The sequence below is a fragment of the Sphingomonas albertensis genome, assembly GCF_014358075.1.
Lineage (GTDB): Bacteria > Pseudomonadota > Alphaproteobacteria > Sphingomonadales > Sphingomonadaceae > Sphingomonas > Sphingomonas albertensis.
This window is the reverse complement of sequence record NZ_JACONT010000023.1, coordinates 47346-68190: the sequence shown is the minus strand read 5'-3', so window position 1 is coordinate 68190 and position 20845 is coordinate 47346. Positions and strand designations below refer to the sequence as shown.

At 65.7% G+C, this 20845-nt stretch carries 20 protein-coding genes; 12 read left to right on the top strand and 8 right to left on the bottom strand.

All coding sequences use genetic code 11. The features are described from left to right. The first annotated feature begins 318 nt into the window (after window positions 1-318). From H8S47_RS11700 to katG, 6 genes are all read left to right on the top strand, one after another. Window positions 319-1323, top strand: a complete 1005-nt coding sequence (locus H8S47_RS11700; RefSeq protein WP_132737677.1) for a PhoH family protein — start codon at window positions 319-321, stop codon at window positions 1321-1323. Window positions 1324-1372: 49 nt separating this feature from the next. After that, the gene (locus H8S47_RS11695) at window positions 1373-1630 is read left to right on the top strand and encodes a type II toxin-antitoxin system VapB family antitoxin (RefSeq protein ID WP_187504035.1); all 258 of its coding nucleotides are present in this window, start codon (window positions 1373-1375) and stop codon (window positions 1628-1630) included. Beyond that, window positions 1627-2022 carry a type II toxin-antitoxin system VapC family toxin gene (locus tag H8S47_RS11690; protein WP_187504034.1) on the top strand — a complete coding sequence of 132 codons (396 nt, stop codon included), beginning with the start codon at window positions 1627-1629 and terminating at the stop codon, window positions 2020-2022. Before H8S47_RS11695 ends, H8S47_RS11690 begins: the two co-directional genes overlap by 4 nt. A 9-nt stretch (window positions 2023-2031) precedes the next feature. Continuing rightward, the gene (gene ybeY / locus H8S47_RS11685) at window positions 2032-2541 is read left to right on the top strand and encodes an rRNA maturation RNase YbeY (protein ID WP_187504033.1); all 510 of its coding nucleotides are present in this window, start codon (window positions 2032-2034) and stop codon (window positions 2539-2541) included. Between the two features lie 8 nt (window positions 2542-2549). Continuing rightward, window positions 2550-3449 (top strand): hemolysin family protein, encoded by a 900-nt coding sequence (locus tag H8S47_RS11680; RefSeq protein ID WP_187504032.1) that lies wholly within the window; start codon window positions 2550-2552, stop codon window positions 3447-3449. 194 nt (window positions 3450-3643) lie between these two features. After that, entirely contained in the window at window positions 3644-5905 is a 2262-nt protein-coding gene (gene katG, locus H8S47_RS11675; RefSeq protein WP_187504031.1) for a catalase/peroxidase HPI, read from the top strand. A 79-nt stretch (window positions 5906-5984) separates the two neighbouring features. On the opposite strand, the gene H8S47_RS11670 is transcribed toward katG, so the two are convergent. Next, on the bottom strand, window positions 5985-7430 hold the full coding sequence (locus H8S47_RS11670) for an ArnT family glycosyltransferase (RefSeq protein WP_187504030.1): 1446 nt from the start codon (window positions 7428-7430) through the stop codon (window positions 5985-5987). A 102-nt stretch (window positions 7431-7532) separates the two neighbouring features. On the opposite strand from H8S47_RS11670, the gene H8S47_RS11665 reads away from it, so the two are divergent. Further along, a complete protein-coding gene (locus H8S47_RS11665; protein ID WP_187504029.1) occupies window positions 7533-8861 on the top strand; it encodes a PQQ-dependent sugar dehydrogenase in 1329 nt (442 codons plus the stop codon). Window positions 8862-9099: 238 nt separating this feature from the next. On the opposite strand, the gene H8S47_RS11660 is transcribed toward H8S47_RS11665, so the two are convergent. Both H8S47_RS11660 and H8S47_RS11655 read right to left on the bottom strand, forming a co-directional pair. Next, the gene (locus H8S47_RS11660) at window positions 9100-9297 is read right to left on the bottom strand and encodes a putative signal transducing protein (protein WP_187504028.1); all 198 of its coding nucleotides are present in this window, start codon (window positions 9295-9297) and stop codon (window positions 9100-9102) included. Further along, window positions 9294-9854 (bottom strand): pyridoxamine 5'-phosphate oxidase family protein, encoded by a 561-nt coding sequence (locus H8S47_RS11655; protein WP_187504027.1) that lies wholly within the window; start codon window positions 9852-9854, stop codon window positions 9294-9296. Before H8S47_RS11655 ends, H8S47_RS11660 begins: the two co-directional genes overlap by 4 nt. Window positions 9855-9903: 49 nt before the next feature. On the opposite strand from H8S47_RS11655, the gene H8S47_RS11650 reads away from it, so the two are divergent. Then, window positions 9904-10149 carry a type II toxin-antitoxin system CcdA family antitoxin gene (locus tag H8S47_RS11650; RefSeq protein ID WP_187504040.1) on the top strand — a complete coding sequence of 82 codons (246 nt, stop codon included), beginning with the start codon at window positions 9904-9906 and terminating at the stop codon, window positions 10147-10149. Then, window positions 10150-10440: a CcdB family protein gene (locus H8S47_RS11645; protein ID WP_187504026.1), complete on the top strand. Its 291-nt coding sequence runs from the start codon at window positions 10150-10152 to the stop codon at window positions 10438-10440. Here H8S47_RS11645 and tldD read toward each other — a convergent pair. Further along, window positions 10437-11864 (bottom strand): metalloprotease TldD, encoded by a 1428-nt coding sequence (gene tldD / locus H8S47_RS11640; protein WP_187504025.1) that lies wholly within the window; start codon window positions 11862-11864, stop codon window positions 10437-10439. The two genes, H8S47_RS11645 and tldD, sit on opposite strands and share 4 nt — an antisense overlap. A gap of 18 nt (window positions 11865-11882) precedes the next feature. After that, a complete protein-coding gene (locus tag H8S47_RS11635; protein WP_031393477.1) occupies window positions 11883-12116 on the bottom strand; it encodes a zinc-finger domain-containing protein in 234 nt (77 codons plus the stop codon). A gap of 123 nt (window positions 12117-12239) precedes the next feature. Here H8S47_RS11635 and H8S47_RS11630 point away from each other — a divergent pair, with 123 nt between their 5' ends. The 3 genes from H8S47_RS11630 to H8S47_RS11620 all read left to right on the top strand — a co-directional run bounded on the left by H8S47_RS11630 (window position 12240) and on the right by H8S47_RS11620 (window position 15968). After that, window positions 12240-13163 carry an ABC transporter ATP-binding protein gene (locus tag H8S47_RS11630; RefSeq protein WP_187504024.1) on the top strand — a complete coding sequence of 308 codons (924 nt, stop codon included), beginning with the start codon at window positions 12240-12242 and terminating at the stop codon, window positions 13161-13163. Further along, entirely contained in the window at window positions 13160-14737 is a 1578-nt protein-coding gene (gene nadB, locus H8S47_RS11625; RefSeq protein WP_187504023.1) for an L-aspartate oxidase, read from the top strand. Before H8S47_RS11630 ends, nadB begins: the two co-directional genes overlap by 4 nt. Before the next feature lie 118 nt (window positions 14738-14855). Then, window positions 14856-15968: a serine hydrolase gene (locus tag H8S47_RS11620; protein WP_187504022.1), complete on the top strand. Its 1113-nt coding sequence runs from the start codon at window positions 14856-14858 to the stop codon at window positions 15966-15968. 148 nt (window positions 15969-16116) lie between these two features. On the opposite strand, the gene H8S47_RS11615 is transcribed toward H8S47_RS11620, so the two are convergent. From H8S47_RS11615 to H8S47_RS11605, 3 genes are all read right to left on the bottom strand, one after another. Next, the gene (locus H8S47_RS11615; protein WP_187504021.1) at window positions 16117-17361 is read right to left on the bottom strand and encodes a M20 metallopeptidase family protein; all 1245 of its coding nucleotides are present in this window, start codon (window positions 17359-17361) and stop codon (window positions 16117-16119) included. Between the two features lie 171 nt (window positions 17362-17532). Continuing rightward, on the bottom strand, window positions 17533-19176 hold the full coding sequence (locus H8S47_RS11610) for a helicase HerA-like domain-containing protein (protein WP_187504020.1): 1644 nt from the start codon (window positions 19174-19176) through the stop codon (window positions 17533-17535). 109 nt (window positions 19177-19285) lie between these two features. Next, window positions 19286-20845 carry a Do family serine endopeptidase gene (locus H8S47_RS11605; protein ID WP_187504019.1) on the bottom strand — a complete coding sequence of 520 codons (1560 nt, stop codon included), beginning with the start codon at window positions 20843-20845 and terminating at the stop codon, window positions 19286-19288.

Here is a 20845-nt window from a genome sequence, read left to right as displayed (position 1 = left end):
ACCTCCCCTTACAGGGGAGGATCAGGGAGGGCCTCTCGCCGCCGAGGCCCCAAAGCAACACCGGCAGGCCATCAGGCACCCCCCGCGATTTCGCTGTCCTACACCCCGATCGCCTGTCACACTCGCCGCCGATGCAGCTTCGCCCACGCGACTCGAATCATCTCTCGGCCAGCGCTCCGGCGCGGCTTGAACGCGTCGCCCGCCATGCTCATCTCCGGTCTGACGACACCGCGATCGCACTGTGCGTTGGCCTAACCCGGCCTAACCTTCTTTTGCAAAAGCCCTTCTTTTCCAAAAGCCTGTCCCTGAAAGGACCGTATGAGCCGTAAACCCGTTCCCGCCCAGTCCGGTGACCGCGCCCGTGTCGAGCTGCTGTTCGACAAGCCCCAATTGCTCGTCCGGCTGTTCGGCCAGTACGACCAGAACCTGGTAGCACTCGAGAACCGCCTCGGCGTCTACATCACCGCACGAGGGAACAAGATCGGCCTGGAGGGCACCGCCGAACAGGTCGCCAAGGCCCGCGACGTGCTCCACGATCTCTACGCCCGCATCCAGCGCGGCGAAGACGTCGATACCGGCCTGGTCGATGCGTCGATCGCGATGGCCGACGAGCCCGTGCTCGAAGGCATCATCCGCGCCGATGCCGGCGGCGGCGGCGCCCCCCCGATCATGATCCGGACGCGCAAGAAGACGATCGTCCCGCGCACACCGGCGCAGGCGCACTACATGCGAGAACTCGCCAACAACGACATGATCTTCGCGCTCGGGCCGGCAGGTACCGGCAAGACCTATGTCGCCGTCGCGCAGGCAGTGCAGCAGCTCATCACCGGCAGCGTCCAGCGTCTGATCCTCTCGCGCCCCGCCGTCGAAGCGGGCGAACGCCTCGGCTTCCTCCCCGGCGACATGAAGGAGAAGGTCGATCCGTATCTCCGTCCGCTCTACGACGCGCTCTACGACTGCCTCCCCGCCGAGCAGGTCGAACGCCGCATCGCATCGGGCGAAATCGAGGTCGCGCCGATCGCCTTCATGCGTGGCCGCACGCTGGCCGACGCGTTCGTGATCCTCGACGAGGCGCAGAACACCACGCCCGCGCAGATGAAGATGTTCCTCACCCGCTTCGGCCAGAACAGCCGCATGGTGATCTGCGGCGATCCGAAGCAGGTCGACATCCCCGGCGGCGTCGCCGCCTCGGGCTTGGCGGACGCCGTCACCCGGCTGGAAGGCGTCGAGAGCATCTCGATGTGCCGCTTCACCGTCGGCGACGTCGTCCGCCATCCGATCGTCGGCCGCGTCGTCGCGGCGTATGAAGGAACCGATGCTTGATGGTCGGGATATCCTGGAGTATTATCCGGGATATCCCAGGAGCATGACGATGGCGTCTCTCTACATCAAGGACAGCGAAACCGCCGAACTCGCGACCGAGCTTGCAGCGCGTTTGGGCGTCACCAAGACCGAGGTCGTTCGCGACTCGTTGCGGAAGCGTAAGGCGGAATTGACGCCATTGGTTTCGGTGCCGAGCATGCGCGAACGTCTGGATGCATGGCGCAGGGATCACCCACTAGGTGAGCCGACTGGCCTTAAAGCCGACAAGGCCTTTTTTGACGAATTATGGGGCGAGGAACCGGATTGACCGTGTTCGTCGATGCATCCGCGCTTGTAGCGATGATCATAGGTGAGCCGGAACGCGATGCTTTCATCACCCGTGTCGAACATGACGAAAATGCCTTGTGGTCGGCTATGTCATGCTGGGAGACGGTGTCCGCTCTGCGTAGCTCCTATCGGTTTGATATCGATGTAGCTCGCAGTGAAGTGGAAAACACCGCTCGCGTGTTGGCTCTTCGCCTTGTTCCGATTGGCGAGAGCGAATTATCTACAGCGCTCGATGCCTATCAAATCTACGGCAAAGGCCGCCACCCCGCGAAGCTCAACATGGGCGATTGCTTCGCCTATGCCTGCGCGAAAGCTCATGGTGCGGAACTTCTCTACAAGGGTAATGATTTCGCCCTGACCGATCTCGCCTAAAGGATCTGCATGCTCGAAATCGCGCTCTCTTCCGATGCCCCCTGGCCTGAGCAGGACTGGGACGCGCTTGCCCTGCGCGCGGCGACCGCAGCGATCGAGCGGACTCCGCATGGCGAACTGCTGACCGGTACGGCAAGCGTCGAGATCTCGATCCGGCTCGCGTCGGACGACGAGATCCACACGCTGAACAAGCAATATCGCCAGAAGGACAAGCCGACCAACGTCCTGTCCTTCCCGATGGTCCAGCCCGACCTGTTGGAGACGATCACGCAGAACTCCGACGACGGCGAGGTCCTCCTGGGCGACATCATCCTCGCGCACGGCGTCTGCGTGGCCGAAGCCGCCGAGCGCGGCATTTCGGTCGAGGATCATACCATGCATCTGATGGTGCACGGCACGCTGCATCTGCTAGGCTATGACCATATCGACGACGACGAGGCCGAGGGCATGGAGCAGATCGAACGCGATGCGCTCGCCGCGCTCGGACTCCACGACCCCTATTTGATAACAGAGGACTGACGACCACGATGGCCGATGGCCCCAATGCCGGTAACGGCGATAGTAGCGACAGTATCTGGCGCGGGCTCAAGGGCCTGATCTTCGGCAATCAGGACGAATCGCTCCGCGACCAGCTCGAGGATGCGATCGACCGGCACGAGGGCGATCCCGCGCCTGACGCCAAGGGCGATCTCACGCCGCTAGAACGCCAGATGGTCCGCAACCTGCTGCACTTCAGCGAGCGCGATGCCGGCGACGTCGGCGTGCCGCGCGCCGACATCATCGCGGTCGAGGAGGACACGCCGTTCGCGGACCTCGTCAAGCTGTTCGCCGAGGCGGGGCACAGCCGCCTGCCGGTCTACCGCGACAACCTCGATACGATCATCGGCATGGTCCACATCAAGGACGTCTTTAACATCCTCGCGACCGGCGCCGAGCATCCCGCGTCGATCGCCGGGCTGATCCGCGAGCCGCTCTACGCGCCGATGTCGCGCGGGGCGCTCGATCTGCTCGCCGACATGCGGCAGAAGCACGTCCATCTGACGATCGTGCTCGACGAATATTCGGGCACGGAGGGCCTCGTCACGTTCGAGGACCTGATCGAGGAAATCGTCGGCGATATCGAGGACGAGCATGACGATGCGCCGCAGGTGTTGATGACGCCGATCGAAGGCGGTGCCTGGGATGTCGACGCGCGCGCCGAACTCGAAGATGCGGCAGAACTGATCGACGCGCGACTGGCGGAGGTCGATGGCGATATCGACACGCTCGGCGGCTTGGCGGCGCTGCTCGCGGGCCATGTGCCACAGGTCGGCGAATGCGTAGATCACCCCAGCGGATGGAAGCTCGAAGTCATCGACGCCGACGAACGTCGCATCAACCGCCTCCGCCTGCATCCGCCGGTGGTGGCGATCGAAGACGACGACTGATCCCCATTCCCGTTCGCCTTGAGCGAATTCAAGGGGCAGGCGCGAGACACAGGTGCTTCAGCTTCGCTCAGCACGAACGGATATGGTGACATATCACCCAACCGATTACTGCCGACGACGCAATCTATTTTATTGATCACTCGCGCAATGCCATACCCTCTCCCAACTTCAGAAGACGCTGAATTGGAGATGGTATGACCACCGAAGCACCTACTGCCGGACAATGCCCGATGCATGGCGGCTCGACCCACCAGGCGACCGACGAGCCCGGCAAGATGGATGGTCCGGCAGTCCTGTTCGAGATGACCAACCGCACCTGGTGGCCGAACCAGCTGAACGTCTCGGTACTCCACCAGAACCCGCCCGCCGGCGACCCGATGGGCGACGACTTCGACTATGCCGAGGCATTCAAGTCGCTCGATCTGGCGGCGGTGAAGGCCGACATCGTCGCGCTGATGACCGACTCGCAGGAGTGGTGGCCAGCCGATTTCGGGCATTACGGCCCGCTGTTCATCCGCATGGCGTGGCATGCCGCGGGCACCTACCGCATCGGTGACGGTCGTGGTGGCGCGGGCGCAGGTCAGCAGCGGTTCGCGCCGCTCAACTCCTGGCCGGACAATGCCAACCTCGACAAGGCGCGCATGCTGCTCTGGCCGATCAAGGAAAAGTACGGCCGCAGCCTGTCCTGGGCGGATCTGCTTGTGCTCACCGGCAATTGCGCGCTCGAATCGATGGGCTTCCAGACCGCAGGGTTCGCCGGCGGCCGCATCGACGTGTGGGAGCCAGCGACCGACGTGAACTGGGGCGCCGAGCGCGAGTGGCTCGCCGATGAGCGCTATTCGGGCGACCGCGACCTCGCGCACCCGCTTGCCGCAGTCCAGATGGGTCTGATCTACGTCAATCCCGAGGGCCCGAACGGCAACCCCGATCCGATGGGCTCGGCGCGCGATATCCGCGAGACGTTCGGCCGCATGGCGATGAACGACGAGGAGACGGTCGCGCTGATCGCCGGTGGTCACACCTTCGGCAAGACGCATGGCGCCGCCGAGCCCGATCCGTATATCGGTCCGGAGCCGGAAGGCGCGAGCATCGAGATGCAGGGTCTTGGCTGGGCGAACAGCTACGGCAAGGGCAACGCCGGCGACACGATCACCAGCGGTCTCGAAGTCACCTGGACGCAGGAGCCCACCAAGTGGACCAACCTGTATTTCGAGAACCTGTTCGGCCACGAGTGGGAGCTGACCAAGAGCCCGGCCGGTGCGCACCAGTGGATCGCCAAGGACGCCGCCGAGGACGTGCCCGACGCACATGATCCGTCGAAGAAGCATCGCCCGACGATGCTGACCAGCGACATCGCGCTCCGCGTCGACCCAGCCTACGAGAAGATCTCGCGCCGGTTCCACGAGAATCCGGACGAGTTCGCCAAGGCATTCGCCGAGGCGTGGTACAAGCTGACCCACCGCGACATGGGCCCCTACCCGCTGCTGCTCGGCCCGGAAGTTCCGGCAAAGCCGCGCATCTGGCAGGACCCCGTGCCCGCCCACGAAGGTGAGCCGCTGTCCGACGCCGATATCGCGACGTTGAAGGCGAAGATCCTCGACTCCGGCCTGTCGATCTCGCGCCTGGTGAAGACGGCGTTCGCGTCGGCCTCGACCTATCGCGGTACCGACAAGCGCGGCGGTGCAAACGGCGCCCGCATCCGTCTCGCACCGCAGAAGGACTGGGCAGTCAACGAGCCGGCCGAACTGGCCAAGGCACTCTCTACGTACGAGGGCATCCAGCGAGACTTCGCAGGCAGCGGCAAGAGCGTGTCGCTCGCCGACCTGATCGTGCTCGGCGGCAATGCAGGCATCGAGGCGGCGGCCAAGAAGGCGGGTCACGACCTGACCGTGCCGTTCACGCCGGGCCGTACCGACGCGTCGCAGGAGCAGACCGACGCGCCGTCGTTCGCCCCGCTCGAGCCGCGCACCGATGCGTTCCGCAACTATGTCGGCGAGAAGTCGGTCTATTCGGCCGAGGAACTGATGGTCGACCGCGCGCATCTGATGGGGCTCACCGCGCCGGAGATGACCGTGCTCGTAGGTGGCCTGCGCGTGCTGGGCGCCAATCACGGCGACTCGAAGCTCGGCGTGTTCACCGATCGCACCGAGACGCTGACCAACGACTTCTTCCGCAACCTGCTGCGGACGAGCTTCACCGCGAAGTGGAGCGCGGTCGGTGACGGGACGTTCGAGGCGCGCGACCGCAAGACCGGCGAGGTCCTCTGGACGGGCAGTCGCGTCGACCTCGTCTTCGGGTCCAACTCGCAGCTCCGGGCGCTGGCGGAGGTCTACGCCGCCGACGATGCGAGCGAGAAGTTCGCGGCCGCCTTCGTGAAGGTCTGGAACAAGGTCATGAACGCCGACCGGTTCGATCTCGCCAAGGTCCGCGCGGAACAGGACGCCGCGATCTCGTAAGCGACGTCCGAGTATCGGAGGGGGCCGTCGGCAGCGATGTCGGCGGCCTTCTTTTATTGTCGGACCGGCCTACTGGGGCTTACTCCCTACCAGACCGGTCCCGCTCGCCTTCCGATGCTCGCGCATCGGCAAATCCGAACGCCGCCAGCAACAATAGGAACGGCGTCGCGAAATCGCGGTGGCGCTCGTCGAATTCGAACCAGACCCCGAACGCCAGCGTCTGCACGACGCACGCGAGCACGAGGAGCAGCAACAGCGTCATGCCAGGCGTCTGCCGTCTCCACGCCGAACGCGCGGCTCCAGCCAGCAATCCCAGATGCGCCATCTGCGACACGGCGAAAACGATCGGTGGAATCAACGGACTGATAGTCGGCCGCAGCCCCGCGATCCGCGAAGCGCCGCTTTCCGCTACGCCCCAGCCTCGCACCGCTTTTGCCAAGGTGTTGCGCACGAAGTCCATCGGGTGCTGGACGATCCAGTCGATCGCGATCGCCGCGGCGGCTTTGCCGAACGCGATCTCGGCCATGCCATATAATTGCGGCGGCGGCGGCATCCAGTGACCGGTAGCGTCCGGATTGTTGCCGATCCACAAGCCATAGCCGCCCGCGCTCGTCAGCGGAACGAAGGCGCCGAAGATCAGCGCATTGCGGATCCACCAGGGCAGCAGGATCGCAAGGACCGCGAACGGGACCGCACGGAGCCCCGCTACAATCGCACGTCGCCATCCGCACGCAGCCGCCGAAACCATCCCGAACATCATGACGAGCGGCGCTTCGCCCGGTTGCGTCAGCGTGAGCACCCCGGCCGTCACCCCTAGCCCCATCGCCGCGTACCAGCGTGCCGCGCCAGCGTCCCGTTTCGCGGCGAGCCTGACCCACTGGATCGCGAGCAACACCGCTAGCAGGGCACACACGCCTTCCTTTTGCGCCAGCGGCGTGGACAGCAGGACGGAAGGCCAGATCAGGTACAGCCATGCCGCGGCGAGGCCCGCCGATCGATTGCCCAGCATGCGCGCCAGAAGGATCATCGCGCCCGCGGTCGCGAGGTCGACGATCGTCGCCAACAGCGTCAGCGAGGCGGTAGAGAACCCCACCATCGCACCCCACGCCGCCAGCAGGATCGGGTAGACGGGCGGATACAGCGCACGCACCTCTACGCCCATATAATGGTCGGCGATGACCAGTCCGCGCCCTTCGAGCAGATGCTGGGCGAGGACGACGTAGTTGCGCGCATCGCCCGGCGGGATCCGCCCATCCGCCACCACCGCCGCCGCGATCCGCAACGCTATCGCCAACGCCGCCATCATCGAGACCGTCAACGCAGGCGGCGCATGGCGGAGCAGTATCAGCGGCAGGATCGCGGCCACGATCCATGCCGCGACGAACAGCGGCGTGATCGCCGGAACCTGCCAACTCGCCCAGAGCCCGGGGAAGGACGACAGGCCATACCCGGCGAACATCGCCAACGACAGGGCGACGGCGATGCGCGCCGTGCGCCAATCGATCGATGAACGAGGGAAGACCATGCAGCGCGCTTACCCGTAAGATATTGACGACCGCTGAAATGCCGCGGCCGCGAACCGCTTTTGCATCTTCCGCCGCACGGGGTGTGCGACTATCCTTGCCCCATGCGCAAACACATCCTCATCGTCCTCGGCCTGATCCTGCTCGTGATCGCCGCGGGCGTCACCTATCTCGCCTGGCCCGACACGGCGAAATTGCCGGTCGATCAGGTGACCGGCAAGCTGCCCAAGATCACCGATCCCCGTATCCAGACGATCCCGACCGTCAAGGTCGCGAAGGTCGTCGGCTGGCAGAACGGCGCGATGCCGACTCCGGCCGCCGGCCTCAAGGTCCAGCCGTTTGCGACCGGGCTCGATCACCCGCGCTGGATGTACCGCCTGCCCAATGGCGACGTACTGGTCGCCGAGACGAACTCGCCGCCGCGCGAGGGTGGTGGGATCACCGGCTGGGTGATGAAGGTCCTGATGGGCCGCGCGGGCGCCGGCGTCCCCTCAGCGAACCGCATCACGCTGCTGCGCGACGCGAACGGCGACGGCGTGGCGGAGACGAAGTCGGTGTTCATGACCGGCCTCAACTCGCCGTTCGGCATGACCCTGCTCGACGGCCAGCTCTACATTGGCAACACCGACGCGCTCGTCCGCGTCCCCTACACCGACGGCGCCACGAAGATCACAGCCAAGCCCGAGCTCGTCATCAAGCTCAACCCGGGCGGCAATCACTGGGCGCGCAACGTCATTACCGCAGCGGACGGCAAGACGCTGTACGTCGGCGTCGGATCGTCGTCGAACATCGCCGAGAACGGCATGGACGCGGAGAAGTACCGCGCCAACATCCTCCAGGTCTGGCCCAAGGACAAGAACTGGCGGATCTACGCCGCGGGCCTGCGGAACCCCAACGGCATGGCGATCAACCCCAAGTCGGGCGAATTGTGGACCGTCGTCAACGAGCGCGACATGCTCGGCTCCGATCTCGCGCCCGATTACCTGACGCAGGTCGAGTTCGGCGATCACTTCGGCTGGCCCTGGTATTATTGGGGCGGCTATCCCGACAGCCGCGTCGAGCCGAAGAACCCCGCGCTCCAGCAATATTCCAAGCGTCCCGATTACGCGCTCGGACCCCACGTCGCGGCGCTCGGCCTGACCTTCTCGGGCGACGCGAAACTGGGCGCAAACTTCGCCAACGGTGCATTCGTCGGCGAGCACGGCTCGTGGAATCGCAAGCCGGTATCGGGCTACAAGGTCGTCTATATCCCGTTCGGCGACACCGGCTTCCCGGCGGCAAACGCAAAGCCCGTCGACGTGCTCGGCGGGTTCCTCAACAAGGACGGCGACGCACAGGGCCGCCCGGTCGGCGTCATCACCGACAAGACCGGTGGCCTGCTGGTCGCGGACGACGTCGGCAACGCGATCTGGCGGGTCAGCGCGAGAGGCTGATCTGGCGGGGCGGGGTGTTCGCCCTGCCCCTTCTAAATCTGCGCGACTTAATCTACGCGACGGGCGTCCAATTCGTCGTCATCCCCGCGCAGGCGGGGATCCATATACTCAACCGCTAGCGACCAAGTCGGGAGCTTTGCCGATATGGGTTCCGGCCTCCGCGGGAATGACGATTGCGGCGGCAGCGCGGCGCCTTTCTTCGAAACGCCGCATTCTCACGAACGCCCGACGCACCCGCTCAGCCTGCCAAAATCCCCCGGGCCTCGTCCAGATCATCCTCGTCGACCATGACGCGCACCGGGATCAGCAACCAGCTCCCCTCCATGATCGACATCCCGCCGTCGAACGCGATCGCCGAAATGCCTTCGCTTTCGAGCCGCCCGACGATGATATGCGCCTCGTTGCGGCCGTACCGCCCCAGTTCGACTAAGCTCATTCTCCGGTACGTTCCGGCAATACGGTAGCAAGCCGCACCGGCAACCCGTCGATGCTCGCGGTCGGCCCCGCCAGTTCCTCGAGCCGTTCGGCCTCGGTCTGTTTCGCGTGATATTTCGACAGCGTCTGTCGCTCGCGATCGAGCGTCATGAACGGCACGCCCCAGCCACAACTCGTCTGCACCTCGTCGACATTGATCACGAAGATTTGCCGCGTACCCGGCAACGGCGTGAACCGCGCATACAACTCGGCCCAGCCGTCGTCCTGCGGCAGCACGGCACGACCCTTGCCATAGATCCGGAAAATCAGCGCCGGCTGATCGAACGCGCAGAACATGATCGTGATGCGCCCGTCCGCGCCCAGATGCGCGTTCGTTTCGTTCCCGGAACCGCCGACGTCGAGATACGCGACCGTCTTCGCATCGAGCACGCGAAAACTGTCCATGCCCTTGGGACTGAGATTGATCCGCGCCCCCTCGGCGGCAGTCGCGACGAAGAACACCCGCTGCCGGGCAACGAACGCACGGTGCTCGTCGGTGAGCGCGGGAAAGAAGTCCATCGTTCGGCTCCGAATTGACGCGCAACATGTACGCGCATACCTTGTGCGCATGAAGCATGATCCAGTCGCCACCGGCAAGCGCAAATCGGTCAACATGTCGCTGGATACCGGCATCGTTGCAGCGGCACGCGAGGCAGGGCTCAACCTTTCTCAGATCAGCGAACACGCTATCAGGCACGCGACGAAAATCGAACAAGAGCGGCGCTGGAAGGAAGAAAATCGCGAGGCGATCGAAGGCTGGAACCGCTGGTACGAACAGAATGGCGATCCGCTTGCCCATCTGCGGCCGCTCTGATTGGCACAGTTCGACGTCTACCGCATCCGCGGCAATGTGCTGGTGGTCGATTGCCAATCGGATCTGCTGTCCGACCTGCAGACCCGTTTCGTGGCACCGCTTCGTCCAACCGACGCCGTGATTTTCGAAAGGCTGATGCCCAGCTTCACGATCAACGGCGAAGTTCTGACGATGATCACGACGTTAGCCCGCGCGATCGACGTCCGCGACATCGAAGACACCGTAGCGACGCTCGATGCGGCGCAATTCGAAATAAAGGCCGCGCTCGATATGCTGATCTCGGGGTATTAGGCCGCCGTCCCGCCTACCGTGAGCCCATCGACCAGCAACGTGGGTTGCCCCACGCCGGCCGGCACCGACTGCCCGCCCTTGCCACACATCCCGATTCCCTCGTCGAGCGCGAAGTCGTTGCCGATCCCGCGCACCCTGGTCAGCGAGCTTGGCCCGTCGCCGATCAGCGTCGCGCCCTTGATCGGCGCGCCCAGCTTGCCGTCCTCGATCAGATACGCCTCGGTGCAGCTGAACACGAACTTGCCCGAGACGATATCGACCTGCCCGCCGCCGAACGCCTTGGCAAAGATGCCCTTCTTGACGCGCGACAGGAGTTCGGCGGGATCGTCGTTGCCCGCCTTCATGAAGGTGTTGGTCATCCGCGGCATCGGTGCGTGCGCATAACTCTCGCGACGACCGTTACCGGTAGCCTCGACGCCCATCAGCCGCGCGTTGAGCCGGTCCTGCATATAACCCTTGAGGATGCCGTCCTCGATCAGCACGGTCTCGCGCGTCGGCGTGCCCTCGTCGTCGATCGTCAGCGATCCGCGGCGATCCTGGAGCGATCCGTCGTCGACCACCGTTACGCCCTCGGCCGCGACCCGCTCGCCGATCCGTCCCGAGAACGCTGACGTTCCCTTGCGGTTGAAATCGCCCTCGAGCCCATGACCGATCGCCTCGTGCAGCAGGATGCCGGGCCAGCCGTTGCCGAGCAGCACGGTCATTTCGCCCGCCGGCGCGGCAATCGATTCCAGGTTCACCAACGCCTGCGAGAGAGCCTCGTCGATCGCGCGGTTGTACGTCGCGGGCTCGAACAGGTCGTTATAGAGATAGCGCCCGCCGATCCCGTAGCTGCCCGTCTCCCGCCGCCCATTCTGCTCGGCGACGATCGAGACGTTGAGGCGTACCAGCGGGCGGACATCTGTCGCGACGAACCCATCGGCGCGGACGATCTCGACCACCGACCACGTCCCCGACAGGCTCACCGACACCTGCGCCACACGCGGATCGCGCGCGCGGGCGGCCGCGTCGATCGTCTGGCACAAATTCACCTTGTCAGCGAACGGCACCAGATCGAGCGGGTCCGCGGCGGTGTAGCGGTGTCGATTGGTCCCCTGCGGCGGACCGGCCTTCGCGGCGACCCCCGGCTCGATCAGCGCCATCGTCTCGGCGGCGCGACGGATCGCGGCGGGTGTCATCTCGTTCGAATGCGCGAACGCGGTCATCTCGCCCGAGACGGCGCGCAGGCCAAAGCCCGAGCTCGTGTCGTAGGAGGCGGTCTTCAGCCGGCCGTCGTCGAACCCGAACGCCTCGGCCTTGCGATATTGCAAGTACAGCTCGCCATCATCGGCCTTGCCAAGCGCCTTGGCGGTCAGCGCCTGCGCCTGTTCGGGGTCGAGTGTGTCGCGGTAGAGGAAAGAACGGGGGTCTGCTGCTATCGTCATCCGATAGATATAAGAGGCTTAGCGCCCGGCGCCATCCCCGTGATCGCGCAACGTCGACTGATCCGCGCCGTCGGCCGCGCCGCCGACCAGGATGAAACGCCGGTCGCAATAGCCGCAATCGACATAGCCGGTCTCGTCGATCTGCAACCAGACACGCGGATGGCCGAGTGCCGCACCGCCGGGAATGTCTGTGGCGCCATCGCAGGCGACGCGGGCGTGGGTGACGCGGGTGGTTTCGAGCGGCGGATGCATGAGGGGGCGATAGCAAGGGCTGGCGGGCCGGGCAATTGGTTCTTCCCCGTCTCCGCGCGAACAAATCTTCTTTGCAACGCCCGAGGGGATGACCCGCCCGCACCGCCCCGCTATGCCGCACCTATGACCGAAGCTGCGATCGCCATCTCGAATCTCTGCAAGACCTACGCCGGCGGCAAGCGCGCGCTGGACGGCGTCACGTTCGACGTCCCCCGCGGCCAGATCTTCGGGCTGCTCGGCCCCAACGGCGCGGGCAAGTCGACGCTCATCAACATCCTCGCGGGCCTCGTCAACAAAACCGATGGCAGCGCCGCGATCTGGGGCTTCGACATCGACGAGCACCCGCGCAACGCCAAGGCGTCGATCGGAATCGTCAACCAGGAGATCCTGTTCGACCCCTTCTTCTCGCCGTTCGAGACGCTGGAGATCCAGGCCGGGCTCTACGGCGTCCCCAAGGCGAAGCGCCGCACGATGGAGCTGCTCCGCGCAGTGCACCTCGAAGACAAGGCGCACGCCTACGCCCGGACGCTGTCGGGCGGCATGAAGCGCCGCCTGATGGTGGCCAAGGCCATGGTCCATTCGCCCCCCGTCCTCGTCCTCGACGAGCCGACCGCGGGCGTCGACATTGAGCTTCGCCAGCAGCTCTGGACCTATGTCCGCAGCCTCAACCAAGCCGGCGTGACGGTGGTACTCACCACGCACTATCTCGAGGAAGCCGAGGAACTCTGCGACCGGATCGCGATCATCAACAACGGTCGCCTGATCGCCAACGAACCCACGCGCGAACTGGTCGGCAAGGCGCAGGAAAAGATCGTCGCCGTCACCGTCGACCGCGACGTGACCGATATCCCCGCCAACGCCTGCTTCCAGAAGATCACGCTCAAGGGCAATCGCACGCTCGAGATCACCTACAAGAAGGACCGCGTGAACGCCGGCGAAGTCTTGGCGGCAATCCAGTCCGGCGGCTTCGGCATCGTCGACGTCTCGACCAAGGAGCCTGATCTGGAAGACGTCTTCCTCAGCCTGACTCGCGCCGCCAACGCATGAACAGCGACATCCTGATCGTCGGCTCAGGCGCCGCAGGTCTTACCGCCGCGCTCAACCTCGCCGACCGTTTCAAGGTCACCGTGCTCGCCAAGGGCGCGCTGAACGAGGGCTCGACCGCCTGGGCGCAGGGCGGGATCGCCGCCGTGCTCGAGCCCGGCGACACGTTCGAGAACCATGTCGAGGACACGATGGTCGCCGGTGCCGGTCTCAACGACCGCGCGGTCGTCGAGATGGTCGTCGAAGGCGCCCCCGCCGCGATCGAGCGCCTGACGCATCTCGGCGTCCCGTTCGAGACCGAAGGCAACGCGTTGCACCTGACGCGCGAAGGCGGCCATTCGCACCGCCGTATCGTCCACGTCGCCGACGCGACCGGCTGGGCTGTGCAGGAGGCGTTGCAGAAGGCTGCGGAAGCGCATCCGAATATCACGCTGGTCCCCGACCAGATCGCGATCGACCTCGCCACCGGCCGTCACGAGCAACGCTATTCGGGTGCCGGCAATGTCTGGGGGGTCTACGCGGTCGACCGCAAGACCGAGCGCGTCGCCCTCTACACCGCGCGCGCGACGATCCTCGCGACCGGTGGCGCCGGCCGCACGTACCTGTTCTCGACCGCTCCCCGCGGCGCGACCGGTGACGGCATCGCGATGGCGTGGCGGGCCGGCGCCCGCGTCTCCAACATGGAGATGATGCAGTTCCACCCGACCTGCCTCTACAACCTTGAGGTCAAGAATTTTCTGATCACCGAGGCAGTGCGCGGCGAAGGCGGGCGATTGATCAATCCGTCGACCGGCAAGCGCTTCATGACCTATTACGACCCCGCGCGCATGGAACTCGCGCCGCGCGATATCGTCGCGCGCGCGATCGATGCCGAGATCAAGCGCTACGGCCTCGATTACGTCCATCTCGACATCAGCCACATGCCCGCCGAATTCATCCGCCACCACTTCCCGAACATCCACGAGAAGCTGCTGACGGTCGGTATCGACATGACCACGCAGCCGATCCCGGTCGTCCCCGCGCAGCATTATACGTGCGGCGGGATCGTCATCGACGAACACGGCAAGACCGATCTCCCCGGCCTGTATGCCGCCGGCGAGTGCACCGAATCCGGCCTGCACGGCGCCAATCGCCTCGCGTCCAACTCGCTGCTCGAATGCTTCGTGTTCGGCGAGGCGGCGGCGGACAACATCGCGGCGAACTGGGACAAACTGCCCCCGCCCCCGCCAATCCGCCCCTGGGACGAAAGCCGCGTCACGGATTCGGATGAAGAGGTCGTCATCAAGCAGACCTGGACCGAAATCCGCCGCTTCATGTGGAACTACGTCGGCATCGTCCGCACCACCAAGCGGCTCGAACGCGCCAAGCACCGTATCGAACTGCTCAACGACGAGGTCGCGGAATATTACCAGCATTTCCGCGTCACCCCTGACCTGATCGAGCTGCGCAACCTGCTCCAGACCGCCGAGCTGATCGTGCGATCGGCGCTGCACCGGCACGAAAGCCGCGGGCTGCATTTCACGCTCGATTATCCCGAAACGCTGCCCGACGCGGTCGATACGGTTCTCGTTCCCTGACATGGGGGCGACTCGGCGCACCCTCGGCGCGCTTCGTCGCAGTGGGGCGCGGGCCCTGTTTCCCGGGCCGGATCAACGGATAAGGGTCGCTGCTCCAGTGCAGGGCGTTCAATCCATCATGACATCGGCGAGTGCGTTCAAGCGGCTTCTGGCAACCACCCTATTCGGCGTGGCGCTCGCCGGATGCGGATCGGCGTCGCGGCCGAGCCCGCCAGCGGTCACCCCGATGCAGCAGGCCGGGGGATTCGTCTCGATCCCGGTGCCGCCACCATTACCGCGGACTCCGCGCCCCGCGCCAGCCAGCCTGGTCAACGCGATCTCCGAATTGCAAAGCGGATTCCAGGGCAAGGCCGGCATCGCCGTCCGCGCGGTCGACGATGGCTGGACGGTCGAGGCCGGGGGGCGCCAGTTGTTGCCGCAGCAATCGGTCAGCAAGCTGTGGGTCGCAATGACCGTGATGGACCTGCGCGACCAGGGCAAGATCCGCCTCGACGAGCCGATCCTCGTGCGGCCGCAGGACCTGACTCTGTTCCACCAGCCGATCGCGATGCTGGTGAAGGGCGACGGCTATCGGACGACGGTCGGCGAGCTACTGACGCGCGCGCTGACGCATAGCGACAATACCGCGAACGACCGGTTGCTCACGCGCGTCGGTGGGCCATCCGCGGTGCGGTCGATGATCGCGCGCAAACAACTCGGCGCGATCCGGTTCGGGCCGGGCGAGCGGCTGTTGCAGAGCGGCACGGCAGGGCTCGTCTGGCAGCCCTCCTATGCGGTCAACGGCGGCTTCATGACGGCGCGTAATCGGCTGTCGCCGGCGGTACGCGAGGCTGCGATGAATGCGTATGTGCGCAATCCGCCCGATGGCGCCGCGCCGATCGCGATCGCCGATGCGATTGCCCGGCTGGCGAAGGGTGATATCTTGTCGGAAACCTCGACCAAGATCCTGCTCGACACGATGGGGCGCTCGGTCACCGGCCGCGCCCGCCTGCGCGCCGCGCTGCCCGGCGGCTGGGAGATCGCGCACAAGACCGGCACGGGGCAGGATCTCGGCCGGCGCAATGCGGGATTTAACGACGTCGGCCTACTGACCGCGCCGGATGGGCGTCGCTATGCGATCGCGGTGATGATCGGCGACACGATTCGGCCGATGCCAGAGCGGCAACGGCTGATTCAGGCAGCCGCGGCGGCGGTGGCGAAGTATGCGGGGACCACGCGGCCCTCGAACTGAGGGCTGAGACGCAGACGCTCTTCTGCCCCCCTCCCTGGAAGGGAGGGGTTGGGGGTGGGTCGGCTGGTTTTAGCCATTCCCGTCTGGAATATGCGGAAACCGACCCACCCCCTGCCCCTCCCTTCCAGGGAGGGGTAAGACGACGCCCTCAGTCGAAACCGTTCGCCAGGAACCGCTCCGCCACCGCGCAGTGCATCGCGATCCCGTGCGCCATCACGCGCTCATCGATCGTCATCTTCGTATTGTGCAGCGGGGGATGCGTACGCGGATCACTCCCCTTTGGCGCTGCACCGATAAAGGCCATCGCGCCCGGCAGTTTCTGAAGCACGTAGGAGAAGTCCTCCGCGCCCATCATCGGCGGCATAACCTGATACGCACCCTCGCCACCGATCGCGGTCGCGCACGCCTTCATCAGATCGGTGGCGCGCTCGTCGTTGACGGTGACCGGATAGCCTTCCTCGATCGTCGGCGTACCGACCGCGCCATGCGCCGCAGCGATGCCCTCGACCATGCGGATGAACGCCGCGCGCACCTGCTCGCGCGTGCGCTCCGACAGCGTCCGCATCGTGCCGAGCATCTCGACGGTCGACGGGATCACGTTGTGCGCACTGCCGGCGTTGAGCTTGGTGATCGACAGGACCGCAGGATCGGTGACCGCGACCTGCCGAGCGACATAGGTCTGCAACGCCGTGACGATCTCGCAGGCGATCGGCAACGGATCGAGGCAGTCGTGCGGCATCGCGGCATGCCCGCCGCGGCCGGTGATCGTCGCGCGCAGCGTATCGGTCGAGGCCATCAGCGTACCCGCGCGGCTGACGACATGGCCCATCGGCATGTTCGGCGAGATGTGGAGCGCGAACCCAGCTTCGGGCAGCGGGGAGTCGAGCAGGCCGTCGGCGATCATGTGGCGAGCGCCGTGATGCCCTTCCTCGCCAGGCTGGAACATGAAGACGACCGTGCCGGGCAGTTCGTCGCGGCGTGCGCAGAGTGCCTTGGCCGCGCCGACGAGCATTGCGGTGTGCGAATCATGGCCGCAGGCGTGCATCGCGCCGTCGATCTTGGAGGCGAACGGCAGGCCGGTTTCCTCCTGCATCGGCAGCGCGTCCATGTCGCCGCGCAACAATACCGTCCGCCCGTTACCCCCAGCAGTGCCGCCGCGCCCGCCACGTAGGATCGCGACGAAGCCGGTGGTGGAGGTGCCCTCGCGGATTTCCAGCGGCAGGCCGGCAAGCGCCGCCTTCACCTTGTCCGACGTCCGGGGGCAGTGAAGGCCGACTTCGGGATCGGCGTGGATCGCACGCCGGAGCACGATCGCGTCGTCGAGGCTGTCCTCGCCGACGGCGGTCCAGTCGGTCGGGGCCCAGTCGGTGGTGGATTCGAAATCGAGGGACATCGTCTGACTCCTTGAATGGCTTGACCACCACCCCGGCGAAGGCCGGGGCAAATTGGAACGGTCGATTTAACGGAACGCCGTCTGACGTTACCTCCGTTCCCCAATTGGGCCCCGGCCTTCGCCGGGGTGGTGTTTGTTTGGGGGCAGCCCGCCCCCGATTATGGAGGCAGCTTAGCCTCGGAAGAGGCCACCTAAAACCCCGCGCAGGACGGTACCAACCAAACCACCGCTCGACGATGACCGGCGGGACTTGGCGCCGAACACCTGCTTGCCGATCTCGTTTGCCACCTGACGACCGATCGAGGAACTCGCGGCGCGCGTCGCCGAGGTCGCCATCTTGGTCCAAGGCGAGTTCGCTGCCTCGCGGTCCGCCTCACGCTGCTGGCGATCCGCTTCGCGCTGCTCGGCAACCCGAGCGCGTTCCGCCTCTTTCGCCGCCTTTGCGTCCGCCTTAGCCTGCGCAGCCGCAGCCTTCTCCGCCTCCGTGGTCGCCTTGGCCTCGGCCGCCGCAGCGCTAGCCTCCTGCGTCTTGGCGGCGAGCAGCTCCTCCGCCGATTCACGGTCGACCAGCGTATCGTATTTCGCGCCGACCGCGTCGGTTTCGATCATGACCTTCCGCTCGGCAGGCGTAATCGGCCCGACGCGCGACACGGGCGGCTTGATCAGCGTGCGTTCGACCGGGGTCGGTGCGCCGTCCGCCTGGAGCAGCGACACCAGCGCCTCGCCGACCTTCAGTTCGGTGATGACCGTCGCGACGTCGACGCCGGGGTTCGCGCGAAACGTCTCCGCGGCCGAGCGCACCGCCGCCTGGTCGCGGGGCGTGAACGCACGCAATGCATGCTGCACCCGGTTGCCGAGCTGCCCCGCCACCGTGTCGGGAATGTCGATCGGGTTCTGCGTGATGAAATACACGCCCACCCCTTTCGAGCGGATCAGGCGGACGACCTGCTCGATCTTCTCCAGCAGCGCTTTCGGCGCCTCGTCGAACAGCAGATGCGCCTCGTCGAAGAAGAAGCACAGCACCGGCTTGTCGGGATCACCGACCTCGGGAAGATGCTCGAACAGCTCGCTCATCAGCCATAGCAGGAACGTCGCATACAGTTTCGGCGAGGCCATCAGCTTGTCCGCGGCGAGGATGTTGACGATCCCCCGCCCCTTGTCGTCGACGCCGATGAAGTCGTTCATCTCCAGCGCGGGCTCGCCGAAGAAATTCTCCGCGCCCTGCGTGCGCAACTGGAGCAGCGACCGCTGGATCGCGCCGATCGATTGCTTCGACACGTTGCCGTAGGTCACCGTCAGCTCATCCGCACGCCCGGCGCATTCGGTCAGCATCGCCTGGAGATCGTCGAGGTCGATCAGCAGCAGCCCCTCCTTGTCGGCGACGTGGAAGGCGATCGTCAGCACGCCCTCCTGCACCTCGTTGAGGTCCATCAGCCGCGACAGCAGCAGCGGCCCCATCTCGCTGATCGTGGTACGGATGGGATGGCCCTGCTCGCCAAACAGGTCCCAGAACTGCACGGGGTTGTCGGCATAGGCCCAACTGGCGTCGCCAATTGCTTTCGCACGTTCGGCGAAGCTTGCATGCGTCTTCGCGGTCGGCGACCCGGCCATGGCGAGCCCCGACAGGTCCCCCTTCACGTCGGCGACGAAGCACGGCACGCCGTTCGCGGAGAAACCTTCGATGATCCCCTGCAAGGTCACCGTCTTGCCGGTCCCGGTCGCGCCCGCGATCAGGCCGTGCCGATTGGCGCGCTTCAGTTCCAGCGTCTGCGGCTTGCCGTCCACGCTCGCGCCGATGAAGATGCCGTCGCTCATGGTTCTCGTCCTCTGTATCCGTCGCGACCCTATCCCCGCGCGATACAAAGAAAAAGGACCGCCACTCGGGAGAGCGACGGTCCTTTCGATCGGTCGGGTCAGTGGTGTCTTACTTGATCTTGACCGGCAGGAACTGCGCCGGGCCCCGACCACGCTTGACCTGCAACAGGACCTGCGGACGCCCGGCGGACTTTGCGGTCGTTACTGCGGTCTGAACGTCGGCCGAGGTACGCACCGGCGTGCCGTTGACCGACATGATGACATCGCCACGCTTGAGCTTGCCGTACGCATCACTGGTCTGCGCGACCACTGCAATGACGACGCCCTGCGTGCCTGCCTCGACGCCGACCGCCTGTGCGATCGCCGGGGTCAGCGGTTGTACGCCGATCCCGAGCGCCGCGCCGGCCGTTGGTGCCGCGGTGGTGCCGGAATCGTCGCCGTCATCGCTGTCGTCACCACCGAACCCCTGCGCGTCGCCGCCCAGCGTCGCGGCGAGCTTGTCCGCGCTCGGACGCGGCACGACGACCACGTTGGCGGTCGTCGGCTTGCCGTTGCGCAGGATGTCGAGACGTGCGGTCTGGCCAGGCTTCACATTCGAGACGAGGTACGACAGCGACTGGTCAACCGTCACCGGCTGGCCGTTCACCTTGGTCACGACATCGCCCGCGCGCACGCCGGCCTTTGCCGCCGGACCGCCGGCAGTCACGTCGTTGATCAGCTCACCCTGGTTCTTGGGGATGCCGAGTGCCGCGGCGGTATCCTCGTTGATCGTGCCACCCGGCTGCAACTGGACGCCGATATAGCCGCGCTCGATCGTGCCGCCCTTCATGAAGGTCGCGATGATCGGCTTGGCGACGGCTGCGGGGATCGCGAAACCGATGCCGATATTGCCGCCCGACTGGCTGAAGATCTGCGAGTTCACTCCGATCACGTTGCCGTTCAGATCGAACATCGGGCCGCCCGAATTGCCCTGGTTGATCGACGCGTCGGTCTGGATGAAGCGGTCATACGCGCCGCCCTGCCCGGTGACGCGGTTGATCGCCGAGACGATGCCCGCGGTCACGGTGCCGCCGAGGCCGAACGGCTCGCCGATCGCGACGACCCAGTCGCCGACGCGCGCGCCGTTCGAGTCGCCGAACTTCACGAACGGCAGGTTTGCTGCATCGATCTTGAGCAGCGCGAGGTCGGACTCCTGATCCTTGCCGATGACCTTGGCGACATATTCCTTCTTGTCGCTGAGCGTGACGGTGATCGAATCGACAGTAGCGCCCTGCGCGCCTGGCGAGATCACGTGGTTGTTCGTGACGACATAGCCGTCGGGCGAGATCAGGAAGCCCGAGCCTAGCGAGGCGCCCTCGCGCTTTACGGGGGGAGCGCCTGGAGCGCCGCCGCCGCCCATGCCGCCGAACAGGTCGCCGAACGGCGTACCCGCGAACGGATTGGCCTGCTGCTTCTGGACGATCGTCTGCTTGGTCGAGATGTTGACGACCGCGGGCTGGAGCCGCGCGACCATGTCGGCGAAGCTCATAGGCGCGCCGGGTTTCGGCGAGACCGCCTGGATCGCACCGGGTTCGTTCTGCGCGACCTGCGCGCCGCTGGGCTGGAGCGCGAGCGTCGCGGTCGCGCCGCCGAGGAGAAGAGCACTGGTAATGGCGTAGGCGTAACGCAC